At 69.5% G+C, this 17,138-nt stretch carries 14 protein-coding genes; 8 read left to right on the plus strand and 6 right to left on the minus strand.

Annotated features, from left to right (window positions below):
* The first annotated feature begins 10 nt into the window (after nucleotides 1-10).
* The 4 genes from AB6807_RS37320 (at nucleotide 11) to AB6807_RS37335 (ending at nucleotide 5,484) form a co-directional block, all read left to right on the plus strand.
* On the plus strand, nucleotides 11-1,111 hold the full coding sequence (locus AB6807_RS37320; RefSeq protein ID WP_371088536.1) for an ABC transporter ATP-binding protein: 1,101 nt from the start codon (nucleotides 11-13) through the stop codon (nucleotides 1,109-1,111).
* A 5-nt stretch (nucleotides 1,112-1,116) separates the two neighbouring features.
* Nucleotides 1,117-2,163: an ABC transporter ATP-binding protein gene (locus AB6807_RS37325; protein WP_371088564.1), complete on the plus strand. Its 1,047-nt coding sequence runs from the start codon at nucleotides 1,117-1,119 to the stop codon at nucleotides 2,161-2,163.
* A 53-nt stretch (nucleotides 2,164-2,216) separates the two neighbouring features.
* Nucleotides 2,217-3,662 (plus strand): amidase, encoded by a 1,446-nt coding sequence (locus AB6807_RS37330; protein ID WP_371088537.1) that lies wholly within the window; start codon nucleotides 2,217-2,219, stop codon nucleotides 3,660-3,662.
* A 103-nt stretch (nucleotides 3,663-3,765) separates the two neighbouring features.
* On the plus strand, nucleotides 3,766-5,484 hold the full coding sequence (locus AB6807_RS37335) for a thiamine pyrophosphate-dependent enzyme (protein WP_371088538.1): 1,719 nt from the start codon (nucleotides 3,766-3,768) through the stop codon (nucleotides 5,482-5,484).
* A gap of 25 nt (nucleotides 5,485-5,509) precedes the next feature.
* Here the strand turns inward: AB6807_RS37335 and AB6807_RS37340 are convergent, their stop codons facing one another.
* A complete protein-coding gene (locus tag AB6807_RS37340; protein WP_371088539.1) occupies nucleotides 5,510-7,153 on the minus strand; it encodes a class I adenylate-forming enzyme family protein in 1,644 nt (547 codons plus the stop codon).
* A 126-nt stretch (nucleotides 7,154-7,279) separates the two neighbouring features.
* A complete protein-coding gene (locus tag AB6807_RS37345) occupies nucleotides 7,280-8,125 on the minus strand; it encodes a hypothetical protein (RefSeq protein ID WP_116912762.1) in 846 nt (281 codons plus the stop codon).
* Between the two features lie 253 nt (nucleotides 8,126-8,378).
* On the opposite strand from AB6807_RS37345, the gene AB6807_RS37350 reads away from it, so the two are divergent.
* Nucleotides 8,379-9,041: a DUF1345 domain-containing protein gene (locus AB6807_RS37350; RefSeq protein ID WP_116912763.1), complete on the plus strand. Its 663-nt coding sequence runs from the start codon at nucleotides 8,379-8,381 to the stop codon at nucleotides 9,039-9,041.
* A 42-nt stretch (nucleotides 9,042-9,083) separates the two neighbouring features.
* Here the strand turns inward: AB6807_RS37350 and AB6807_RS37355 are convergent, their stop codons facing one another.
* The gene (locus tag AB6807_RS37355; RefSeq protein ID WP_371088540.1) at nucleotides 9,084-9,854 is read right to left on the minus strand and encodes an SDR family oxidoreductase; all 771 of its coding nucleotides are present in this window, start codon (nucleotides 9,852-9,854) and stop codon (nucleotides 9,084-9,086) included.
* Nucleotides 9,855-10,011: 157 nt separating this feature from the next.
* On the opposite strand from AB6807_RS37355, the gene AB6807_RS37360 reads away from it, so the two are divergent.
* Nucleotides 10,012-10,983, plus strand: coding sequence for a LysR family transcriptional regulator (locus AB6807_RS37360; RefSeq protein ID WP_371088541.1), 972 nt, complete (start codon nucleotides 10,012-10,014; stop codon nucleotides 10,981-10,983).
* Nucleotides 10,984-11,049: 66 nt separating this feature from the next.
* Here the strand turns inward: AB6807_RS37360 and AB6807_RS37365 are convergent, their stop codons facing one another.
* From AB6807_RS37365 to AB6807_RS37375, 3 genes are all read right to left on the minus strand, one after another.
* Nucleotides 11,050-11,991: a DMT family transporter gene (locus AB6807_RS37365; protein WP_371088542.1), complete on the minus strand. Its 942-nt coding sequence runs from the start codon at nucleotides 11,989-11,991 to the stop codon at nucleotides 11,050-11,052.
* A gap of 63 nt (nucleotides 11,992-12,054) precedes the next feature.
* Nucleotides 12,055-12,552, minus strand: coding sequence for a methylated-DNA--[protein]-cysteine S-methyltransferase (locus AB6807_RS37370; protein WP_371088543.1), 498 nt, complete (start codon nucleotides 12,550-12,552; stop codon nucleotides 12,055-12,057).
* A gap of 6 nt (nucleotides 12,553-12,558) precedes the next feature.
* Nucleotides 12,559-14,205, minus strand: coding sequence for a DNA-3-methyladenine glycosylase 2 family protein (locus AB6807_RS37375; RefSeq protein WP_371088544.1), 1,647 nt, complete (start codon nucleotides 14,203-14,205; stop codon nucleotides 12,559-12,561).
* A 110-nt stretch (nucleotides 14,206-14,315) separates the two neighbouring features.
* On the opposite strand from AB6807_RS37375, the gene AB6807_RS37380 reads away from it, so the two are divergent.
* Entirely contained in the window at nucleotides 14,316-15,698 is a 1,383-nt protein-coding gene (locus AB6807_RS37380) for a phosphomannomutase/phosphoglucomutase (RefSeq protein ID WP_371088545.1), read from the plus strand.
* Nucleotides 15,699-15,717: 19 nt separating this feature from the next.
* The gene (locus tag AB6807_RS37385; RefSeq protein WP_116912769.1) at nucleotides 15,718-17,103 is read left to right on the plus strand and encodes a 3-deoxy-D-manno-octulosonic acid transferase; all 1,386 of its coding nucleotides are present in this window, start codon (nucleotides 15,718-15,720) and stop codon (nucleotides 17,101-17,103) included.
* The last annotated feature ends 35 nt before the right edge of the window (nucleotides 17,104-17,138 follow it).

Genomic DNA, 17,138 nt, shown 5'->3' on the forward strand with positions numbered 1-17,138 from the left:
GGGCATGAACATGACGACATCTCACGTGCCTTCGAGCTCTGCCCCCGGTTCTGCCTCCGGCGCCGCGACCGCGCCGCTGCTCGAAATCGACGGGCTGCGCACGTACTTCGACACCCTGCAGGGCGAGGTCCGCTCGGTCAACGGCGTGTCCTACCGCGTCGAGGTCGGCCAGACCGTGGGCGTCGTGGGCGAGTCGGGCTGCGGCAAGAGCGTGACGGCGCTGTCCGTGATGCGGCTGATTCCGACGCCGCCCGGGCGCTATGCCGGCGGGGCCATCCGCTACCGAGGCACCGACCTGCTCAAGCTCTCGGAGCCCGAGATGCGCAAGATCCGCGGCAACCGCATCTCCATGATCTTCCAGGAGCCGATGACCTCGCTGAACCCGGTGCTCACCGTGGGCCGGCAGATTGCCGAGACCGTGATGCTCCACCAGCAGGTCGGCCGCAAGGAGGCGCTGGAGCGCGCGACCGACATGCTGCGCCTGGTGCAGATACCGGAGCCGCACCGCCGGGTGAACGAGTACCCGCACCAGCTCTCGGGCGGCATGCGCCAGCGCGTGATGATCGCCCTGGCGCTGGTGTGCCACCCCGAGGTGCTGATTGCCGACGAGCCCACCACCGCGCTCGACGTCACCATCCAGGCGCAGATCCTCGCGTTGCTGCGCGGCCTGCAGAAGCAGCTGGGCATGGGCATCGTGATGATCACGCACGACCTGGGCGTGGTGGCCGAGTGCTGCGACCGCGTGGTCGTCATGTATGCGGGGCGCAAGGTGGAGGAGGCCGACGTGATCGACCTGTTCGACCGCCCGCTTCACCCGTACACCCGCGCGCTGATGGCCTCGATGCCGTCGATGAACACGCACACCGCGCGGCTCACCGAAATTCCGGGCATCGTGCCCGCGCCCCATGAGCCCGAGCGCGGCTGCCCGTTCGCGCCACGCTGCGGCTTCGCCACCGAGCGCTGCCGCAACGAGATGCCCATGCTCGAAGACCACGGCAGCGAGGGGTCGCCGCACGTGGTGGCCTGCTTCGAGGTCGACGAGGTGGTGCGCCGCACGCCGGTGCCGGTGGCGCAGGTCGAGCTCGAAGCGTTGCAAGGGGAGGGCGCATGAACGGCATGAACGACATGAACGCCACGACGGCAACGACAGCAGCGGCAACAACGGCAGCGACTGCAGCCAGGGCCCCGCTGATCGAGGTGCGTGACCTGCGCAAGCACTACGAGTCGCCGGGCTCGTGGCTGGGCCGGCGCAAGGCCTCCAAGGTGTATGCGGTGGACGGCGTTTCGTTCTCCGTGGCGCCGGGCGAGACGCTGGCGCTGGTGGGCGAGTCGGGCTGCGGCAAGACCACCACGGGCAAGTCGATCCTGCGGCTGATCGAGCCGACCTCGGGTTCGGTGCGGCTCGAAGGCCGGGAGCTGCTGGCGCTCGACGCGCAGGCCATGCGCCAGCAGCGCAGGGCGCTGCAGATCATCTTCCAGGATCCGTACGCCTCGCTGAACCCGCGCATGCAGGCGGGCGAACTGGTGGCCGAGCCGCTGCGCAACTTTGCGCAGTCGGATCAGGCGGGCGTGTCCAGCGCCGCCGAGCGGCGCGAGCGCGTGGCGTGGCTGTTCTCCAAGGTGGGCCTGCGCCCCGAGGCGATGAAGAAGTTTCCGCACGAGTTCTCGGGCGGCCAGCGCCAGCGCCTGGGCATTGCGCGTGCACTGGCGCTGAACCCCAGGCTCATCGTGTGCGACGAACCGGTGTCCGCGCTCGACGTGTCGGTGCAGGCGCAGGTGATCAACCTGCTGACCGACCTGCAGGCCGAGTTCGGCATCGCCTACCTGTTCGTGGCGCACGACCTGGCGGTGGTGCGCCACATCAGCCACCGCGTGGCCGTGATGTACCTCGGCAAGATCGTCGAGGTGGCAACGCGCGACGTGCTGTTCAGGAAGCCGCTGCATCCGTACACCGAGATCCTGCTGTCGGCGGTGCCCATTCCCAACCCGCGCGTGCGGGCCGAACGCATCCTGCTCAAGGGCGACCCGCCCAACCCGGCCGCGCCGCCCAGCGGCTGCCGCTTTCACACGCGCTGCCCCATGGCGCAGCCGCGCTGCAGCGCCGAAGAGCCGCTGCTGGCCGAAAAGACGACGGGCCAGTGGGTGGCCTGTCATTTCCGTTGAACGCTCCGCAGGGCGTTCTGTTGAACCGCACAACCAAGAGGAAACCGATACCGATGATTGCCGAATACGACAAGCTCGACGCAGTGGCCATGGCCGACCTGGTGCGCCGCAAGGAAGTGAAGGCCGAGGAGCTGCTGGACGAGGCCATCGCCCGCACCGAGGCGCGCGACACCGTGCTCAACGCGGTGACTACGCGCTTCTTCGAGCATGCGCACGCGCGCATCGCCCAGGGTCTGCCAGACGGGCCGCTGCGCGGCGTGCCCTTTCTGCTGAAGGACCTGGGCGTGTACTACGCGGGCCTGCCGACCACCAATGCCTCGCGCCTGTTCGCGGACTTCAGCTCCCCCATCGACAGCACATTGGCCGAGCGCTATGTGCGCGCGGGCCTGGTCATCTTCGGCAAGTCGAGCCTGTCGGAGTTCGGCATCAGCGCCACCAACGAGCCCGAGATGTTCGGCCCCTGCAGAAACCCCTGGAGCCTGGAACACACCACGGGCGGCTCCAGCGGCGGCGCCTGCGCGGCGGTGGCCGGCGGCATCATTCCCAGCGCGCACGCGGCGGACGGCGGCGGCTCCATCCGCATTCCCGCGGCGCACACCGGCCTGTTCGGCCTGAAGCCCACGCGCGGGCGCATTCCGCTGGGCCCGCACATCAGCGAGAGCTGGGCCGGCATGACCATTCACCACGTCGTGACGCGCTCGGTGCGCGACAGCGCGGTGCTGCTCGACGTGACGCAGGGGGCGGCACCCGGCGACCCCTACTGCGCGCCGCCGGCGGCCGCGTCGTACCTCGACCTGGTGGGGCGCGACCCGAAGAAACTGCGCATCGCCGTGTCGCTCAAGTCCTTCGAGGGCGTGGCGCTCGACGCGCAGGTGCGTGCGGGCGTGGAGAACGCGGCCAAGCTGTGCGAGTCGCTGGGCCACCAGGTGGAGTGGGTGGACCCGGTGTTCGACGACGTGATCTCGGACGCGGAATACATCCAGTGCCGCTCCGACATCATCCACGCGAGCATGTACACCTCGCTGCTGCGCCGCAACCAGCAGCTGGGCCGCGAGTTCAGCGGGCGCGACCTGCAGCGCGTGACCGCCATGTTCGGCGAGGCCGGCAAGTCGGTCACGGCGCAGCAGTACCTGAACGCCATCCAGACGCTGCAGCGCGCGAGCCGCAACCTCGGCCAGAAGTTCGAGAACTGGGACATGCTGCTGGGCCCGGTGACCGCCACGCCGCCTCACAAGCTCGGCGAGGTGGACATGGAAGCCACCGACCTCGAGGCCTACAAGGCCAAGGCGCGCGAGCACACGGGCTACACATCGATCTGGAACGTGACCGGCCACCCGGGCATGTCGGTGCCGCTGCACGAGACCAAGGAAGGGCTGCCGGTGGGCGTGCAGTTCGTCGGGCGCTTCGGCGACGAGGCCACCATGTTCCAGCTGGCCGGCCAGCTGGAGCGGGCGGCACCGTGGGACGGGCGGCGCGCCAAGGCATTCTTGCAGGCCTGAAAGCCGCGCGCGGCGAACTCCTACCGGCGCTTCCGAACCCCGCCCACGGGCTTCGGCCAAGCGGTGCTTAGCCTTTGCGGTTTGCAGCAAAGGAAAGCACCGCATGGCCCACCGCAAAGTCGCAGACCTCGTCATCGAAACCCTGCAGCACGCAGGCGTCAAGCGCTGCTACGGCATCGTGGGCGACACCCTGAACCACGTGACCGACGCGATCCGCCGCAGCGACATCGAATGGGTGCACGTGCGCCATGAAGAGGCCGCCGCCTTCGCCGCGGGCGCGGAGTCGTACCTGTCGGGCGAGCTCACGGCCTGCGCGGGCTCTTGCGGGCCGGGCGGGCTGCACTTCATCAACGGCGTGTTCGAGGCCAACCGCAACCGCGCGCCGATGGTGCTCATTGCGAGCCAGATCGTGACGAGCGAGCTCGGCATGGACTTTCCGCAGGAGGTGGATTTCAAGTCGCTGTACGCGGGCTGCAGCGTGTTCTGCGCGCAGGTGCATTCGGCCGACCAGGCGCAGCGGGTGACGGCGCTGGCGGCGCAGGCAGCGCTGTCGCGCGGCGGCGTGGCCGTGGTGATCCTGCCGAGCGACATCGCGCAGACCGAAGTGAAAGAAGGCCTGACCTTCGCCGTGCACCGCACCGCGCCGGTGGTGCGCCCGAACGACGCCGAGCTGGCGCAGCTGGCCGCGCTGCTCGCCAAGGGAAAGAAGATTGCCATCTACGCCGGCCACGGCTGCGAGGGCGCGCATGAGATGCTGCTGGCGCTGGGCCAGTGCCTGAAGGCGCCCATTGCCCACACCTCGCGTGCAAAGGATTTCGTGGAGTACGACAACCCCTTCAACATGGGCATGACGGGCATCTTCGGCGTGGAGTCGGGCTACCGCGCGCTGCAGGAATGCGACACGCTGCTGCTGCTGGGCGCGGACTTCGCGTGGAGCCAGTTCTATCCGTCGAAGGCCACCATCCTGCAGATAGACACCGACGGCAGCCACCTGGGGCGGCGCCATCCGGTGGCGCTGGGGCTGGTGGGCGACGTGGCGCACACCATCGAGGCGCTGATTCCGCTGCTCGAAGAGCGCAGCGACCGCGCCTTCCTGGACGAGTGCCTGCGCCACCGCAAGGACGCGGTCGAGACCCTGCGGCGCGACGAGCGGCCCGGCAAGGAAGGGCTGATCCACCCGCAGCACCTGACGCACGTGATCGACGAGCTGGCCGCAGACGATGCGATCTTCACCGCCGACGGCGGCAGCCCGATGGTGTGGTCGTTGCGCCACCTGCACATGAACGGGCGGCGCCGCACGCTGGTGAGCCTGCTGCACGGCACCATGGCCAACGCGATGCCGCAGGCGCTGGGCGCGCAGAAGGCGTACCCGGGGCGGCAGGTGATTTCTCTTTCGGGCGACGGCGGCATCGCGATGCTGCTGGGCGACCTGATGACGGCGGTGCAGGAGAAGCTGCCGATCAAGGTGGTGGTCTACAACAACGCGAGCCTGAACTTCGTGGAGCTGGAGCAGAAGGTCGAAGGCCTGCTCGACAACTACACCGATTTGCTGAACCCCGACTTCGCGCGGCTGGCCGAGGTGATCGGCTTCTACGGCCAGAAGGTGGAGCGCGCCGAGCAGCTGCCCGACGCGGTGCGCGCCGTTCTTGCGCACCCGGGGCCGGCCCTGCTCGACGTGAAGGTCAACCGCACCGAGCTGGTGATGCCGCCGAAGGTGGAGTTCAGCCAGGTGGCGGGCACGATGCTGTATTCCGCCAAGGCGGTGCTCAGCGGTCGCGGGTCGGACGTGGTGGACCTGATCAAGGACAACTTCACGCAGTGATCCGGGGCTGCAGCGACAGGCCTCGTTACCGCTGGTACAGGTCCTGGTGCGCCTTGCGCAGCTCGAACTTCTGGATCTTGCCGGTGGACGTCATCGGCAGCGCGGGCAGGAACACGATTTCCTTCGGCACCTCGAAGCCGCCCAGGTGCTCCTTGCAGTGCGCGGTGAGCGCGGCCTCGGTGAAGTCGGCGGGCGCATCGGGCCGGCGCGTGACGAAGGCGGTGATGGCCTCTCCCCAGTGCGCATGCGGCAGGCCCACGACGGCGGCGTTCATCACGCCGGGGTGGCGCAGCAGCACCTCCTCGACCTTGATGGAAGGCACGTTCTCGCCGCCGGACTTCACCATGTCCTTCAGGCGGTCGAGAAAGATGAGCTGGCCGTCGTCGTCCATCTTGCCAAGGTCGCCCGAGTGGTGCCAGCCGAAGCGCTGGGCGCTGGCGGTGGCCTCCGGGTCCTTGTAGTAGCCGAGCATCACGTTGGGGCCGCGAAAGACGATTTCGCCGACCTGGTTCGGGCCCAACAGTTCGCCGTCGTCGCCCATGATGGCGACCTCGTTCACCAGCGTGCCCACGCCCCAGTAGGAGCCGAAGCGCTTGCGCTGCTCGTGCGCCTCGAAGATGGTGGCGCCGGGGTACATCTCGGTCTGTCCCGAGACCAGCGCGAAGTGGGGGCAGAACTCGTCGAGCAGGCGCAGCAGCAAGGTGCGCGACATGGGGGCCATCGCATACACGCACAGCCGCAGGCTCGACAGGTCGCGCGACGCGCGCTGCGGGTGCGCCAGCAGCGCGCCGTACATCATGGGCAGGCCGACCATCACTGTGATCTTGTGGCGCTCGATGGCGCCCAGCACCGCGCCGGGGTCGAAGCCGCGCAGCACTACCAGCGCGCCGCCCACCGCCAGCGCAGACATCAGCACCGTGTGCTGGCCGCAGTGGAACAGCGGCAGCACGCTGCTCCACACGTCAGCGCGCTCGGGGCTGCTGGCCCACTCGACCATGTTGCTGAGCAGCACCGAGTGCACCGACGCGTGCGAATGCATCACGCCCTTCTGGCGGCCGGTGGTGCCGCTGGTGTACATGATGAGCGCGAGCTGCGTGCTGTCGATGGGCACGTCGGGCAGCGTCTGCGGGCCGTGCGAGATCGCCTGCGGCACGGTCATGGCGCCGGGCGGCGGCGTGTCGCCGTCGAGCACGCACAGCAGCGGCGCGATGCCGGTGTCTTGCAGCAGCGCGCCCAGTTCGGGCCTGGCATGCAGCGCGGTGTCGATCACCAGGTGGCGCACCTCGGCATGCGCGAGGATGTAGCCGATGGCGTCCACCGCCAGCGCGGTGTTGATCGGCACCCACACCAGCCCCGCCTTCTGGATGCCCAGCAGCGCGACCACCATCTGGATGGAGTTGTTGCACAGCATGCCCACGCGCTCGCCGGCGAGCAGGCCGAGGCCCAGCAGGTGGTGCGCGAAGCGGTTCGACGCAGCGTCGAGCTGGCTGTACGACATGCGGTGCTCGCCCTCGATCAGCGCCGTGCGCGTGCCGAAGCGGCGCGCGCTGCGATGGATCACGTCGCCCAGTGCGACGCGCGAGATGCGCGGGTGGAAGCCCGGCGCTGCGGGGGAGAGCGAGGGGCTGGAAAGCGTGGAGGGCGCGAGGCTCGTGGCGGCTGCAGGCATGCTGGTGTCTCCGGTCTTCTGTGGTTGGAGCGCAGCCTAAGGCTGGCCCCGCACCACGTCTTGCGAAGACTGGCTACAACGGGCGCCGCGGCGCGCCCCATGCCTTTGGCACCCGATGCGTCGGCTTTAGAAGCGTGCCTTCAGGAAAGCCGACGGACCTTGCAGCCGCACCTTCAGCCGCGAATCCGCGAAGTTGGCTTCGCGCGTCAGGTCGATGTTGGTCACGCCATAGGAGAGCACCACGCCGATGTTCTTCACTGGGAACCACTCCACGCCGGCCGAGGCGTTGTAGATGTTGCCGTGAAAGCGGCCACCGTTCTTCCACACGCCCGAGGCGTCGGCGAACAGGCGCAGGTCGGGCGTGATGGCATGGCGCACGCCAATTTCGAGCAGCGGCGCAATGGCGTTGTCGCTGGAGCTGTCGCTCACGGTGCCGACCTGCCCGTTCACCGAAGCCAGGGCCGACGCGCCCAGCGTGGCGCGGTAGTAAGCGGCACCCGCGCCCAGGCCGAGCACGGTGTTGCCCGAGCCGATCCACCACTTGTAGGACAGCTTGGCGAAGTCGAGCTTGGTGTTGACGCTGGCGTTGCCGAAGGTGTTCAGCGTGCCGAAGTTGCCGAAGGACGTGGTGTTCGCCACGCCGCCCGAGTAGTCGCGCTTGTACTGGTAGTAGTCGAACGAAATGCCCTGGCTGTCGCCCAGCAGCACGTCGGCCGTGACGCGCGGCATGGTCACGCGGCCGGGCTTGATGTCACCCGACTGCAGCGTGCCGTAGGGCGTGTTCACCGAGGCATTGAACTTGGGGTCGGCGTTGAACGCCCCCACGGAAAAGCTGAAGCGGTCGAGCGCGGGCGAGGGGTCGGCCAGGGCGGGCGTGGCGGCCATGAGAAAGCCGGTGCCGACCATGGCGCCCAACGTGCCGAGCTTGCCGAGTCTTGCGGTCCGATCGAAGGGGCGGGTGCGAAGCAGCATGGAAGAAGTCCTTGATGACCTGAAGAGGGTTTGGAAAAACGTGACCGCCGCGGCATGTAATGAAAATGAACGCAAGCCGTTCGGTCTTGCGTGGCGCCTGTGGGCGGAGCTCCCTGAGACGAGTGCAACGATAGGCGCCTCGCACGCGTGCTTGCATGCGCGGAATGCCGCTGTGCATGTAGGACTTTGTCGATGGCTGAACAGGCGCGAACACGCGACTGATCTGGCGAGGCCAGCGGCTAAAGTGGCGCGCATGCTCAGACACCTTTCCACCACCACCGGCCGCCAGCGTCTTCTCTACGGCGGCATCGCCGCCGCGGCCACCGCGGCCGCGTTGATGCCGGTGCCCCTGAGCAGCATGGCGCGCGGGCTGGCCGGCTGGTGCGTCGGCGTGCTGGTGTACCAGGTGCTCACGTGGTGGCTGGCCGACACCTTCGATGCCAGGCGCACGCGCGAGCGCGCGCAGCAGCTCGACCAGCCCAACATCGTGATCCTGGTGTCGATGCTGGTGGTCGTGGCCGTCAGCGTGGTGGCCATCGCCATGATGCTGCAGCAGGTGAAGCAGCTGAGCGGCTGGGAGCGCGCCGCGCACGTCGCGCTGGGGCTGGTGGCGCTGGCGGGCTCCTGGCTGATGATGCACACCATCTACGCCTTTCACTACGCGCACCGCTACTACATCGACCAGAAGGGCGGCACGCCCGACGGCGGGCTCGACTTCCCGGGCAAGGACGACGCGCCCGAGTACTTCGACTTTCTCTACTACTCGTTCGTGATCGGCATGACCTCGCAGGTGTCCGACGTGCAGGCCACCTCGAAGGAAATGCGGCGCATCACCCTGTTCCACAGCGTGCTGGCCTTCGCGTTCAACATGCTGGTGCTGGCGCTGTCGGTCAACGTGGTGGCGGGCGCCATCTAGGGGCTTCGCGGGCCTTCGCAGTCGGAGCTCGGCGCTCAGCGTTCAAGGCACCTGGCGCGTCGGGCGGAACACGATCTCGTTCACGTCCATGTCCTCGGGCTGGTCGATGGCGAAGACGACGGCGCGCGCGAAGGCGTCGGCCGGAATGGCGACGGCCTGGTAGAAGTCCTTCATGCCGCGCGCGATGTCGGGCTCGGTGACGCCGGCCTTCAGCTCGCTGTCGACCGCGCCCGGCGACACGATGGTGGTGCGGATGTTCCAGGGCTTGGTTTCCTGCCGCAGGCCTTCGGACAGGGCCCGCACCGCATGCTTGGTCGCGCTGTAGACCGCCCCGTTGACCAGCACCTTGTGCCCCGCCACCGACGCCACGTTGACGAACTGGCCGCCCATCTGGCGCTGCATGTGCGGCAGCGCCGCCGCCACGCCGTACAGCACGCCCTTCAGGTTGACATCGATCATGCGGTCCCAGTCGCCGATCTTCAGCCGCTCCAGCGGCGACAGCGGCATGAGCCCCGCGTTGTTGACCATGACGTCGATGCGCCCGAAGGCCTGCACGGCGGTGTCGACCAGGTGCTTGACCTGTTCGGGCACGGTGACGTCGGTGGCGACGGCCAGTGCACGAGATTGTTCACGAGGCTGGTCGGCACCTCGTGGCCCGTTCAGCGTGTCGACCAGCTCCTGCAGGCGGTCGATGCGCCGCGCGCCGAGCACGACGCGCGCGCCCTGCGCGCTCAGCAGGCGTGCCGCCGCTTCGCCCAGGCCGCTGCTGGCGCCGGTGATGACGATGACCTTGCCTTCGATGTGACTGCTCATGAATTGCTCCGGGTGTTGATGGAGCGCCCGACTGTAGGCAGCACACTGTCAACCGACTAGAAGGCCGTTTCTTGCACCAATCGCAAGCACAGGTTGATACTGTCGGGCTCGCACATCCGGCAGATCCGGCAAATCCAGTCCATACGGGGAGCACCACGTGGCCATCAGCGACTTTCGCGCCATCGAGACCTTCACCAAGGCGATCGAGCTCGGCAGCATCCGGCGTGCGGCGGCGGCCCAGGGTGTGAGCCCGCAGGCCGCGAGCCAGGCGCTCGCGGCGCTGGAGGCGCGCCTGGGCGTGCGGCTGCTGCACCGCACGACGCGCAGCATCGCGCTCACCTTCGAGGGGCAGCAGTTTCTGGAAGCGACCCAGCCCGCGCTGGCGGCGCTGGAACGCGCCGTGGACCGTGCGCGCACCGCCAAGGACGAGATCGCGGGGCCGCTGCGCATCGTCGCCCCCAAGTACGCGTTCTTGCCGCTGCTGTGGCCGCTGGTCGAGGAGTTCTGCCGGCGCCACCCCGGCGTGCAGCCCGACCTGAAGCTCGACGACCGTATCGGCAACTGGGTGCAGGACCGCGCCGACGTCGGCTTTCGCATCGGCTCGGCGCCGCAGGACGGCGTGGCGGCGCGCCGGCTGTTCGCGATGCAGCTCATCGTCTGCGCGGCGCCGGCGTACATCGCGGCGCACGGCGCGCCGAATTCCATCGAGCAGCTGGCCTCGCACCGGTGCAGCGTGTTCCGCCAATCCGCCACCGGGCGCGTGCTGCCCTGGCTCTTCAAGGTCGGCGGCGAGGTGGTCTCGCACGACCTGCCGCCCACCTTGTCGACGAACGACGCGCAGCTGGAGACCGAGGCGGTGCTCTCGGGCCAGGTGATCGGCATGTTGTCGAACCTGTCGGCGGCGCCGCTGATTCGTTCAGGGCGGCTGGTGCCGCTGCTGGTCGACCACGTCAGCGACCACATGGGCGTGCACGTGTACTACGGCAGCCGCACGGCGCTGCCGTCGCGGGTGCGGGCCTTCATCGACCTGGCGGTGGAGCGGCTGGCGCAGTCGCGCGAGTACGTGCTGGACGCCAGGGAGCTCGCCGCGGCGGAGGCGAAGGGGCGCAGGAAGCCGCGCCGGCGATGAATGAACGGCATGGGCACGGCACAGGGCGCTGCGCGCTCCCTTGCCGCAAGCTCCATTGCCGCAAGCTCAGGCCGAAGCCTTGCGCGGCAGCCCCAGCTTGACGATGCCGGTCGACAGCGCCACGCCGCACACGATGACGGCGGCGCACATCAGCATCCACTGCGTGATGCTTTCGCCGAGGAACACCGCGCCGTAGAAGAGCGCGAACACCGGCACCAGGAAGGTCACGGTCAGCGCGCGCGCAGGGCCGGCGCGTTCAATCAGCCGAAAGAACAGGATGTACGCCACGCCGGTGCAGGCGATGCCCAGCGCGAGCAGCGCGAGCCAGGCGCGCAGGCTGGGCATTTGCGCGGGCCAGAGCCAGAGTGCCGGAATGGCCAGGAACAGGGTGGCGCCGATCTGGCTGCCGGTGGCCGTGGTGAGCGCGGGCACGCCGCCCAGGTGCGCCCGCGTGGCGCTGGCCGAAATGCCGTAGCACAGGCACGCGCCCAGGCAGGCCAGCACCGCGAAGAGCGCGGCATTGCCGCTGGCGCCCGCGTGCAGGCCGGCGCTGCGGCTGGCCAGCATGGCGACGCCGGCAAAGCCGATCACCAGGCCCACGATGCGCGAGCCCGCCGGGCGCTCGCGAAACCACGCCCACGCCACCAGCGCGCCAAACATCGGCGTGGTCGCGTTGAGCACGGCGGCCAGGCCGGTGTTGATGGTCAGCAGCGCGAAGCAGAAGAGCGCGAAGGGCATGCCCGAATTGAAGACGCCGACCGCGAAGCTGGCCTTCCAGTGCGTCGCCAGGCTGGGGCCCTGGCCGCGCAGCAGCGCGATGGGCAGCAGGAACAGCGCGGCGATGGCCACGCGCACCGCGGCCGCCGGCAGGGCGCCGAACTCGGCCGCGCCGATGCGCATGAACAGGAAGGAGGCGCCCCACAGCGCGCCCAGCAGCACGAGGTCGACGAGCCAGGCCTTGGGTGCGAGGGGTTTGGCGGGGGTGGTGTTGTTGGTCGTGGCGGTCATGCGTCCTCTGTTTTTATGGGGTGCCCTGCACTTGCGAGCTGGTGAGCCGGCGAGCATGTGAACTTAGCGCGCCTTCTCCAGCTCGAGCAGGGCGGTCTTGCGCTCCAGCCCGCCAGCGTAACCGGTCAGCGAACCGTCGGCGCCCAGCACGCGGTGGCAGGGCACGATCACGCTGATCGGGTTGCGCCCCACGGCCGCGCCCACCGCGCGCACGGCGCTCGGGTTGCCCACGTTCGCGCTGAGCGCGCCGTAGCTCACGGTGGCGCCGGCCGGAATGGCCAGCAGCTGCTGCCACACGCTCTGCTGGAAGGAGGTGCCGTGCGACAGGTCGAGCTTCATGTCGAAGCTGTCGCGCTTGCCGGCGAAGTAGTCGCGCAGCTGCGCGGCCGCCTCGACCAGCGCCGGGTGGTCGTCCCGGGTGATCCAGCCCGTGGTGTCGGGCCAGTGGCGTTGCTGGTCGAACCAGACGCCGGCCAGGCCCTGGTCGGTGGCCGCCATCGTCATGCCGCCCAGCGGCGTGTCGAGGTGCGAGGTGTAGATGACTTTGCTCTTGAACTTCATGGCGTTTCAGGCGGCAAGGCCTGCCGTGGTGACGAGGGGGAGTGCCGTGGCGGCTGCGTCCGCACCCGGCAACGAGGAAGAAGAAGGAGAAGGAGAAGAAAGGGAAGGGGAGGCCGTGGGCGCATGCCAGGCGCGCAGCACCGCATAGCTGCGCCACGGCCGCCAGGCCTGCGAGGCCTCGCTGGCGGCGCGCGCCGTGCTCACGCCCAGCGCTTTCTGCAGCGCGACGTCACCGGCCGGAAAGGCGTCGGGCCAGCGCAGCGCGCGCATGGCGATGTACTGCGCGGTCCAGGCGCCGATGCCGGGCAGCTCCTGCAGGGCCGCGATGGTCGAGGGCACGTCGGCGCCCGCATGCAGCGCCAGCTTGCCGTCGAGCACCTGCTGGGCAATGGCGTGCAGCGCGGTCTGCCGCTGTCGCACGATGCCGAGCTGGCCCAGCGCGTCGCCGCTGGCCGCCGCGATGGCGGCGGGCGTGGGAAACAGCCGGGCCAGGCCGTCGATGGGCGTGGCCAGCGGCTCGCCGAAGGCCTCGACCAGCCGCGAGCCCAGCGTACGCGCCGCGGCCACCGTGACCTGCTGGCCCAGCACCGCGCGCACCGCCAGCTCGAAGCCGTCGACCGCGCCGGGCACGCGCAGCCCGTCGCCGTGCGGAAACGCCGCGTGCAGCGCCGCGTTGATGGCCATCGGCTCGGCGTCGAGGTCGAACAGCGCCCGCGCCCGGCTGATGACGATCGGCAGCACGGGCGCGAGCGAGTCGCTGACCGACAGCAGCACCTGCTCGCGCTCCAGGTCGAAGCGCAGCTGCAGCCAACCGGCATGCGCCTGCGCGCCCTGCTGGATGCGCAGCGTGCGCGACAGCTTCACATAGGTGGGCTTGCTGCCCTTGGCGGGCTCCTTGCCGTCCGCCGTCGACACGGCTTCGATGCCCCGCAGCGCGCGGCGCGCGAAGAAGCCGAGCATGGCGTTGGCGTCGTAGGGCGGCCGAAAACCCAGCCGCACCTCGATGGGCCTGGCGGGGCCGCCTTCACCGTCGGGCTGCGTGCCGCCGGCGCGGCGCAGGGCGCTCGGGTTCAGGCCGTAGTGTTCGAGAAAGGCCGCGTTGAAGCGCCGCACGCTCGCGAAGCCGCTGGCCAGCGCCACCTGCGTCATCGGCAGGCGCGTGTCGGCGATGAGCTGCTTGGCGGCCAGCAGGCGGCGCGTCTGCAGGTACTGCAGCGGCGACACGCCGAACTGCACCTCGAAGATGCGCCGCAGGTGGCGGTCGCTCACGCCCAGCCGCGCGGCGATCTGCGCGGCGCCGGGGCCGTCTTCGGCCCATGCGTCGGGCTCGTCGATGAGCCGTGCCGCCTGCAGCGCGAGGATGCGCGAGGCGTCTTCGGTCGACCAGCTGGCCGCGCCGTTCGCGCGGGGGGCCAGCTCGGGACGGCAGCGCAGGCAGGGGCGAAAGCCCGCGGCCTCGGCCTGCGCCGCGTGGCGGAAGAAACGGCAGTTCTCGCGCCGCGGCAGCTTCACGCGGCACACCGGGCGGCAATAGATGCCGGTGGAGGTCACCGCGGTGAAGAACGACCCGTCGAAGCGCGCGTCGTGCGTCTTCATCGCCAGGTAGCAGGCGTCGCTCTCGAGCGCTTCGGTGGGGGCGTGGGTGGTAGGCATGGGGAAATCATAAGGTTTCGAGTCGTTTCAACTGGCCGTTTTCGGACATGTGCCTGCCCGGTGCCTTGCCTACAATGCCCCGTTCGCAAAACCAACGGGAATCGCACTTCATGCAGCTCAGCGCGTCGATCTTCAAGGCCTATGACATCCGCGGCGTGGTGCCCACAACCCTCGATGCCGACGTGGCCGAAGCGCTCGGCCGGGCCTTCGGCAGCGCCGCGCGCGCCGCCGGCGAAAAGTCGGTGGCGGTGGGGCGCGACGGGCGCCTGTCGGGCCCCGCGCTGGCCGAGGCGCTGATCAAGGGCCTGGTGGCCACCGGCGTCGATGTGATCGACGTGGGCGCGGTCACCACCCCCATGCTGTACTTCGCGGCCCACACGCTGTGCACGAGCGGCATACAGGTCACGGGCAGCCACAACCCCAAGGACTACAACGGCTTCAAGATGGTGCTGGCCGGCCGCGCGATCTACGGCGAAGAAATCCAGGGCCTGCGCAAGACCATGGAAGCCGGCAGCGCCCAGCTGGCCCCCGGCGGCAGCGTGCGCAAGGTCGACGTGACCGAGGCCTACGTGAAGCGCATTGCGGGCGACATCAAGCTGGCGCGCCCCATGAAGATCGTGGTCGATTCGGGCAACGGCATTGCCGGCGCCTCGGCCCCGGCCATCTTCCGCGCCATCGGCTGCGAAGTGACCGAGCTGTACAGCGAGGTCGACGGAAACTTCCCCAACCACCACCCCGACCCGAGCAAGCCCGAGAACCTGAAGGACCTGATGGCCGCGCTGGCCACGGGCGACGCCGAACTGGGCCTGGCCTTCGACGGCGACGGCGACCGCCTGGGCATCGTCACCAAGGACGGCCAGAACATCTTCCCTGACCGCCAGATGCAGCTCTTCGCGCAGGACGTGCTGTCGCGCGTGCCGGGCGGCACCATCATCTTCGACGTGAAGTGCTCGCAGCGGCTGGCGCCGGCCATCGAGGCGGCCGGCGGCAAGGCCATGATCTACAAGACCGGCCATTCGCTCATCAAGGCGAAGATGAAGGAAATCGATTCGCCGCTGGGCGGCGAAATGAGCGGCCACATCTTCTTCAAGGAGCGCTGGTTCGGCTTCGACGACGGCACCTACGCGGGCTGCCGCCTGCTCGAGATACTGAGCAAGAGCCCCGACGCCAACGCCGTGCTCAACGGCCTGCCCACCAGCTTCTCGACGCCCGAGCTGAACGTGGCCTGCGCCGAAGGCGAGCCGCACACCGTGGTCGAGCAGCTCGTGAAGGGCGCCAGCTTCGCGGCGCCCGCGAAGGTCTCGACCATCGACGGCCTGCGCGTGGACTGGCCCGATGGCTTCGGGCTGATTCGCGCATCCAACACCACCCCCGTGCTCGTGCTTCGCTTCGAAGGCCAGACCGATGCCGCGCTGAAGCGCATCGAAGCCGAGATGCTCGCGCTGCTGCGCACGGCCAAGCCCGACGCCAGGCTGGCCGAAGCCAGCCACTGAACTGAATCGAACCGACCCTGTGCGTTCCTTGTTGCTGCGCCTGTACGGCGTCTTCACCACCGTTGTGCAACCGCTGGTGCGCCGCAAGCTGCGGCGCCGTGCGCAGGCCGAGCCGGGCTATGGCGTGGCCGTGGAGGAGCGCTTCGGCCACTACGACGCGGCCACCACCGGCCAGGCGCAGTGCTGGGTGCACGCCGTGTCGCTCGGCGAGACGCGTGCCGCCGCCATCCTGATCGCCGAACTGCGCCGCCAGTACCCGGGCGTGCCCATTCTGCTGACGCACGGCACCGCCACCGGCCGCGAAGAGGGTGCCAAGCTGCTCGAACCCGGCGACACGCAGGTGTGGCAGCCCTGGGACACGCCGGGCGCCGTGAAGCGTTTCCTGGACAAGTTCGAGCCGCGCATCGGCGTGCTGATGGAAACCGAGGTCTGGCCCGTGATGGCCGCCGCCTGCGCCGAGCGCCGCATTCCGCTGGTGCTGGCCAATGCGCGGCTCAGCGAAAAGTCGCTGGCCGCGGCCGAGCGCCTGGCCTGGCTGTCGCGCCCCGCGTATTCGGCGCTGACGGCCGTGTGGGCGCAAACAGAGGCCGACGCGCACCGCCTGGTGTCGCTGGGCGCGAAGGTGGCCGGCGTGTACGGCAACCTGAAGTTCGACGCCACGCCCGACGAGCGCCAGCTCACCGCGGCCGTGTCGCTGCGCGAGCGACTGCCCAAGCCGATGGTGGTGCTCGCGAGCTCGCGGGACGGCGAGGAGCGCATGCTGCTCGAGGTGCTCAAGCGCTTCGGCGCCACGCAGCCGGTGCCGCCGGAGCAGGGCGCGATCCGCTCGATTGCCAAGCGCGTGCACGACGTGCAATGGATGATCGTGCCGCGCCACCCGCAGCGCTTCGACGAAGTGGCCGCGCTGATCGAGGCCGAGGGCTTCGCCGTGGCGCGGCGCAGCGCCGCGGGGCAGCCGGCCGAGGCCGAGATCTGGCTGGGCGATTCGCTCGGTGAAATGGCGCTGTACTACGGCCTGGCCGACGTGGCGCTGCTGGGCGGCAGCTTCGAGCCGCTGGGCGGGCAGAACCTGATCGAGCCGGCCGCCTGCGGCTGCCCGGTGGTGATGGGCCCGTCGACCTTCAATTTCGCCGAGGCCTCGCAGCTGTCGCTGCAGGCGGGCGCGTCGCTGCGTGTCGAGGGCATGGAGCAGGCGGTAACGGCGGCGCTGAAGCTGGTCGAGAACCCCGAGCGCCGCGCCGTGATGGCACAGGCCGCGCTGGGCTTTTCGTCATCGAACCGCGGGGCCGCCGAGCGCACGGCGACGGCGGTGCTGGCGATTGCGCAGGCCGCGGAGCCGGTCGCGACCGCGGCCGCGCCGCTGGATGACACCGAACCGCCGCGCGCGGAACCCACGCTGGACTGAGTCTTGTATTTGCTCCTTCCCCCTCTGGGGGAAGG

Source organism: Variovorax sp. RCC_210, assembly GCF_041355175.1.
GTDB lineage: Bacteria > Pseudomonadota > Gammaproteobacteria > Burkholderiales > Burkholderiaceae_C > Variovorax.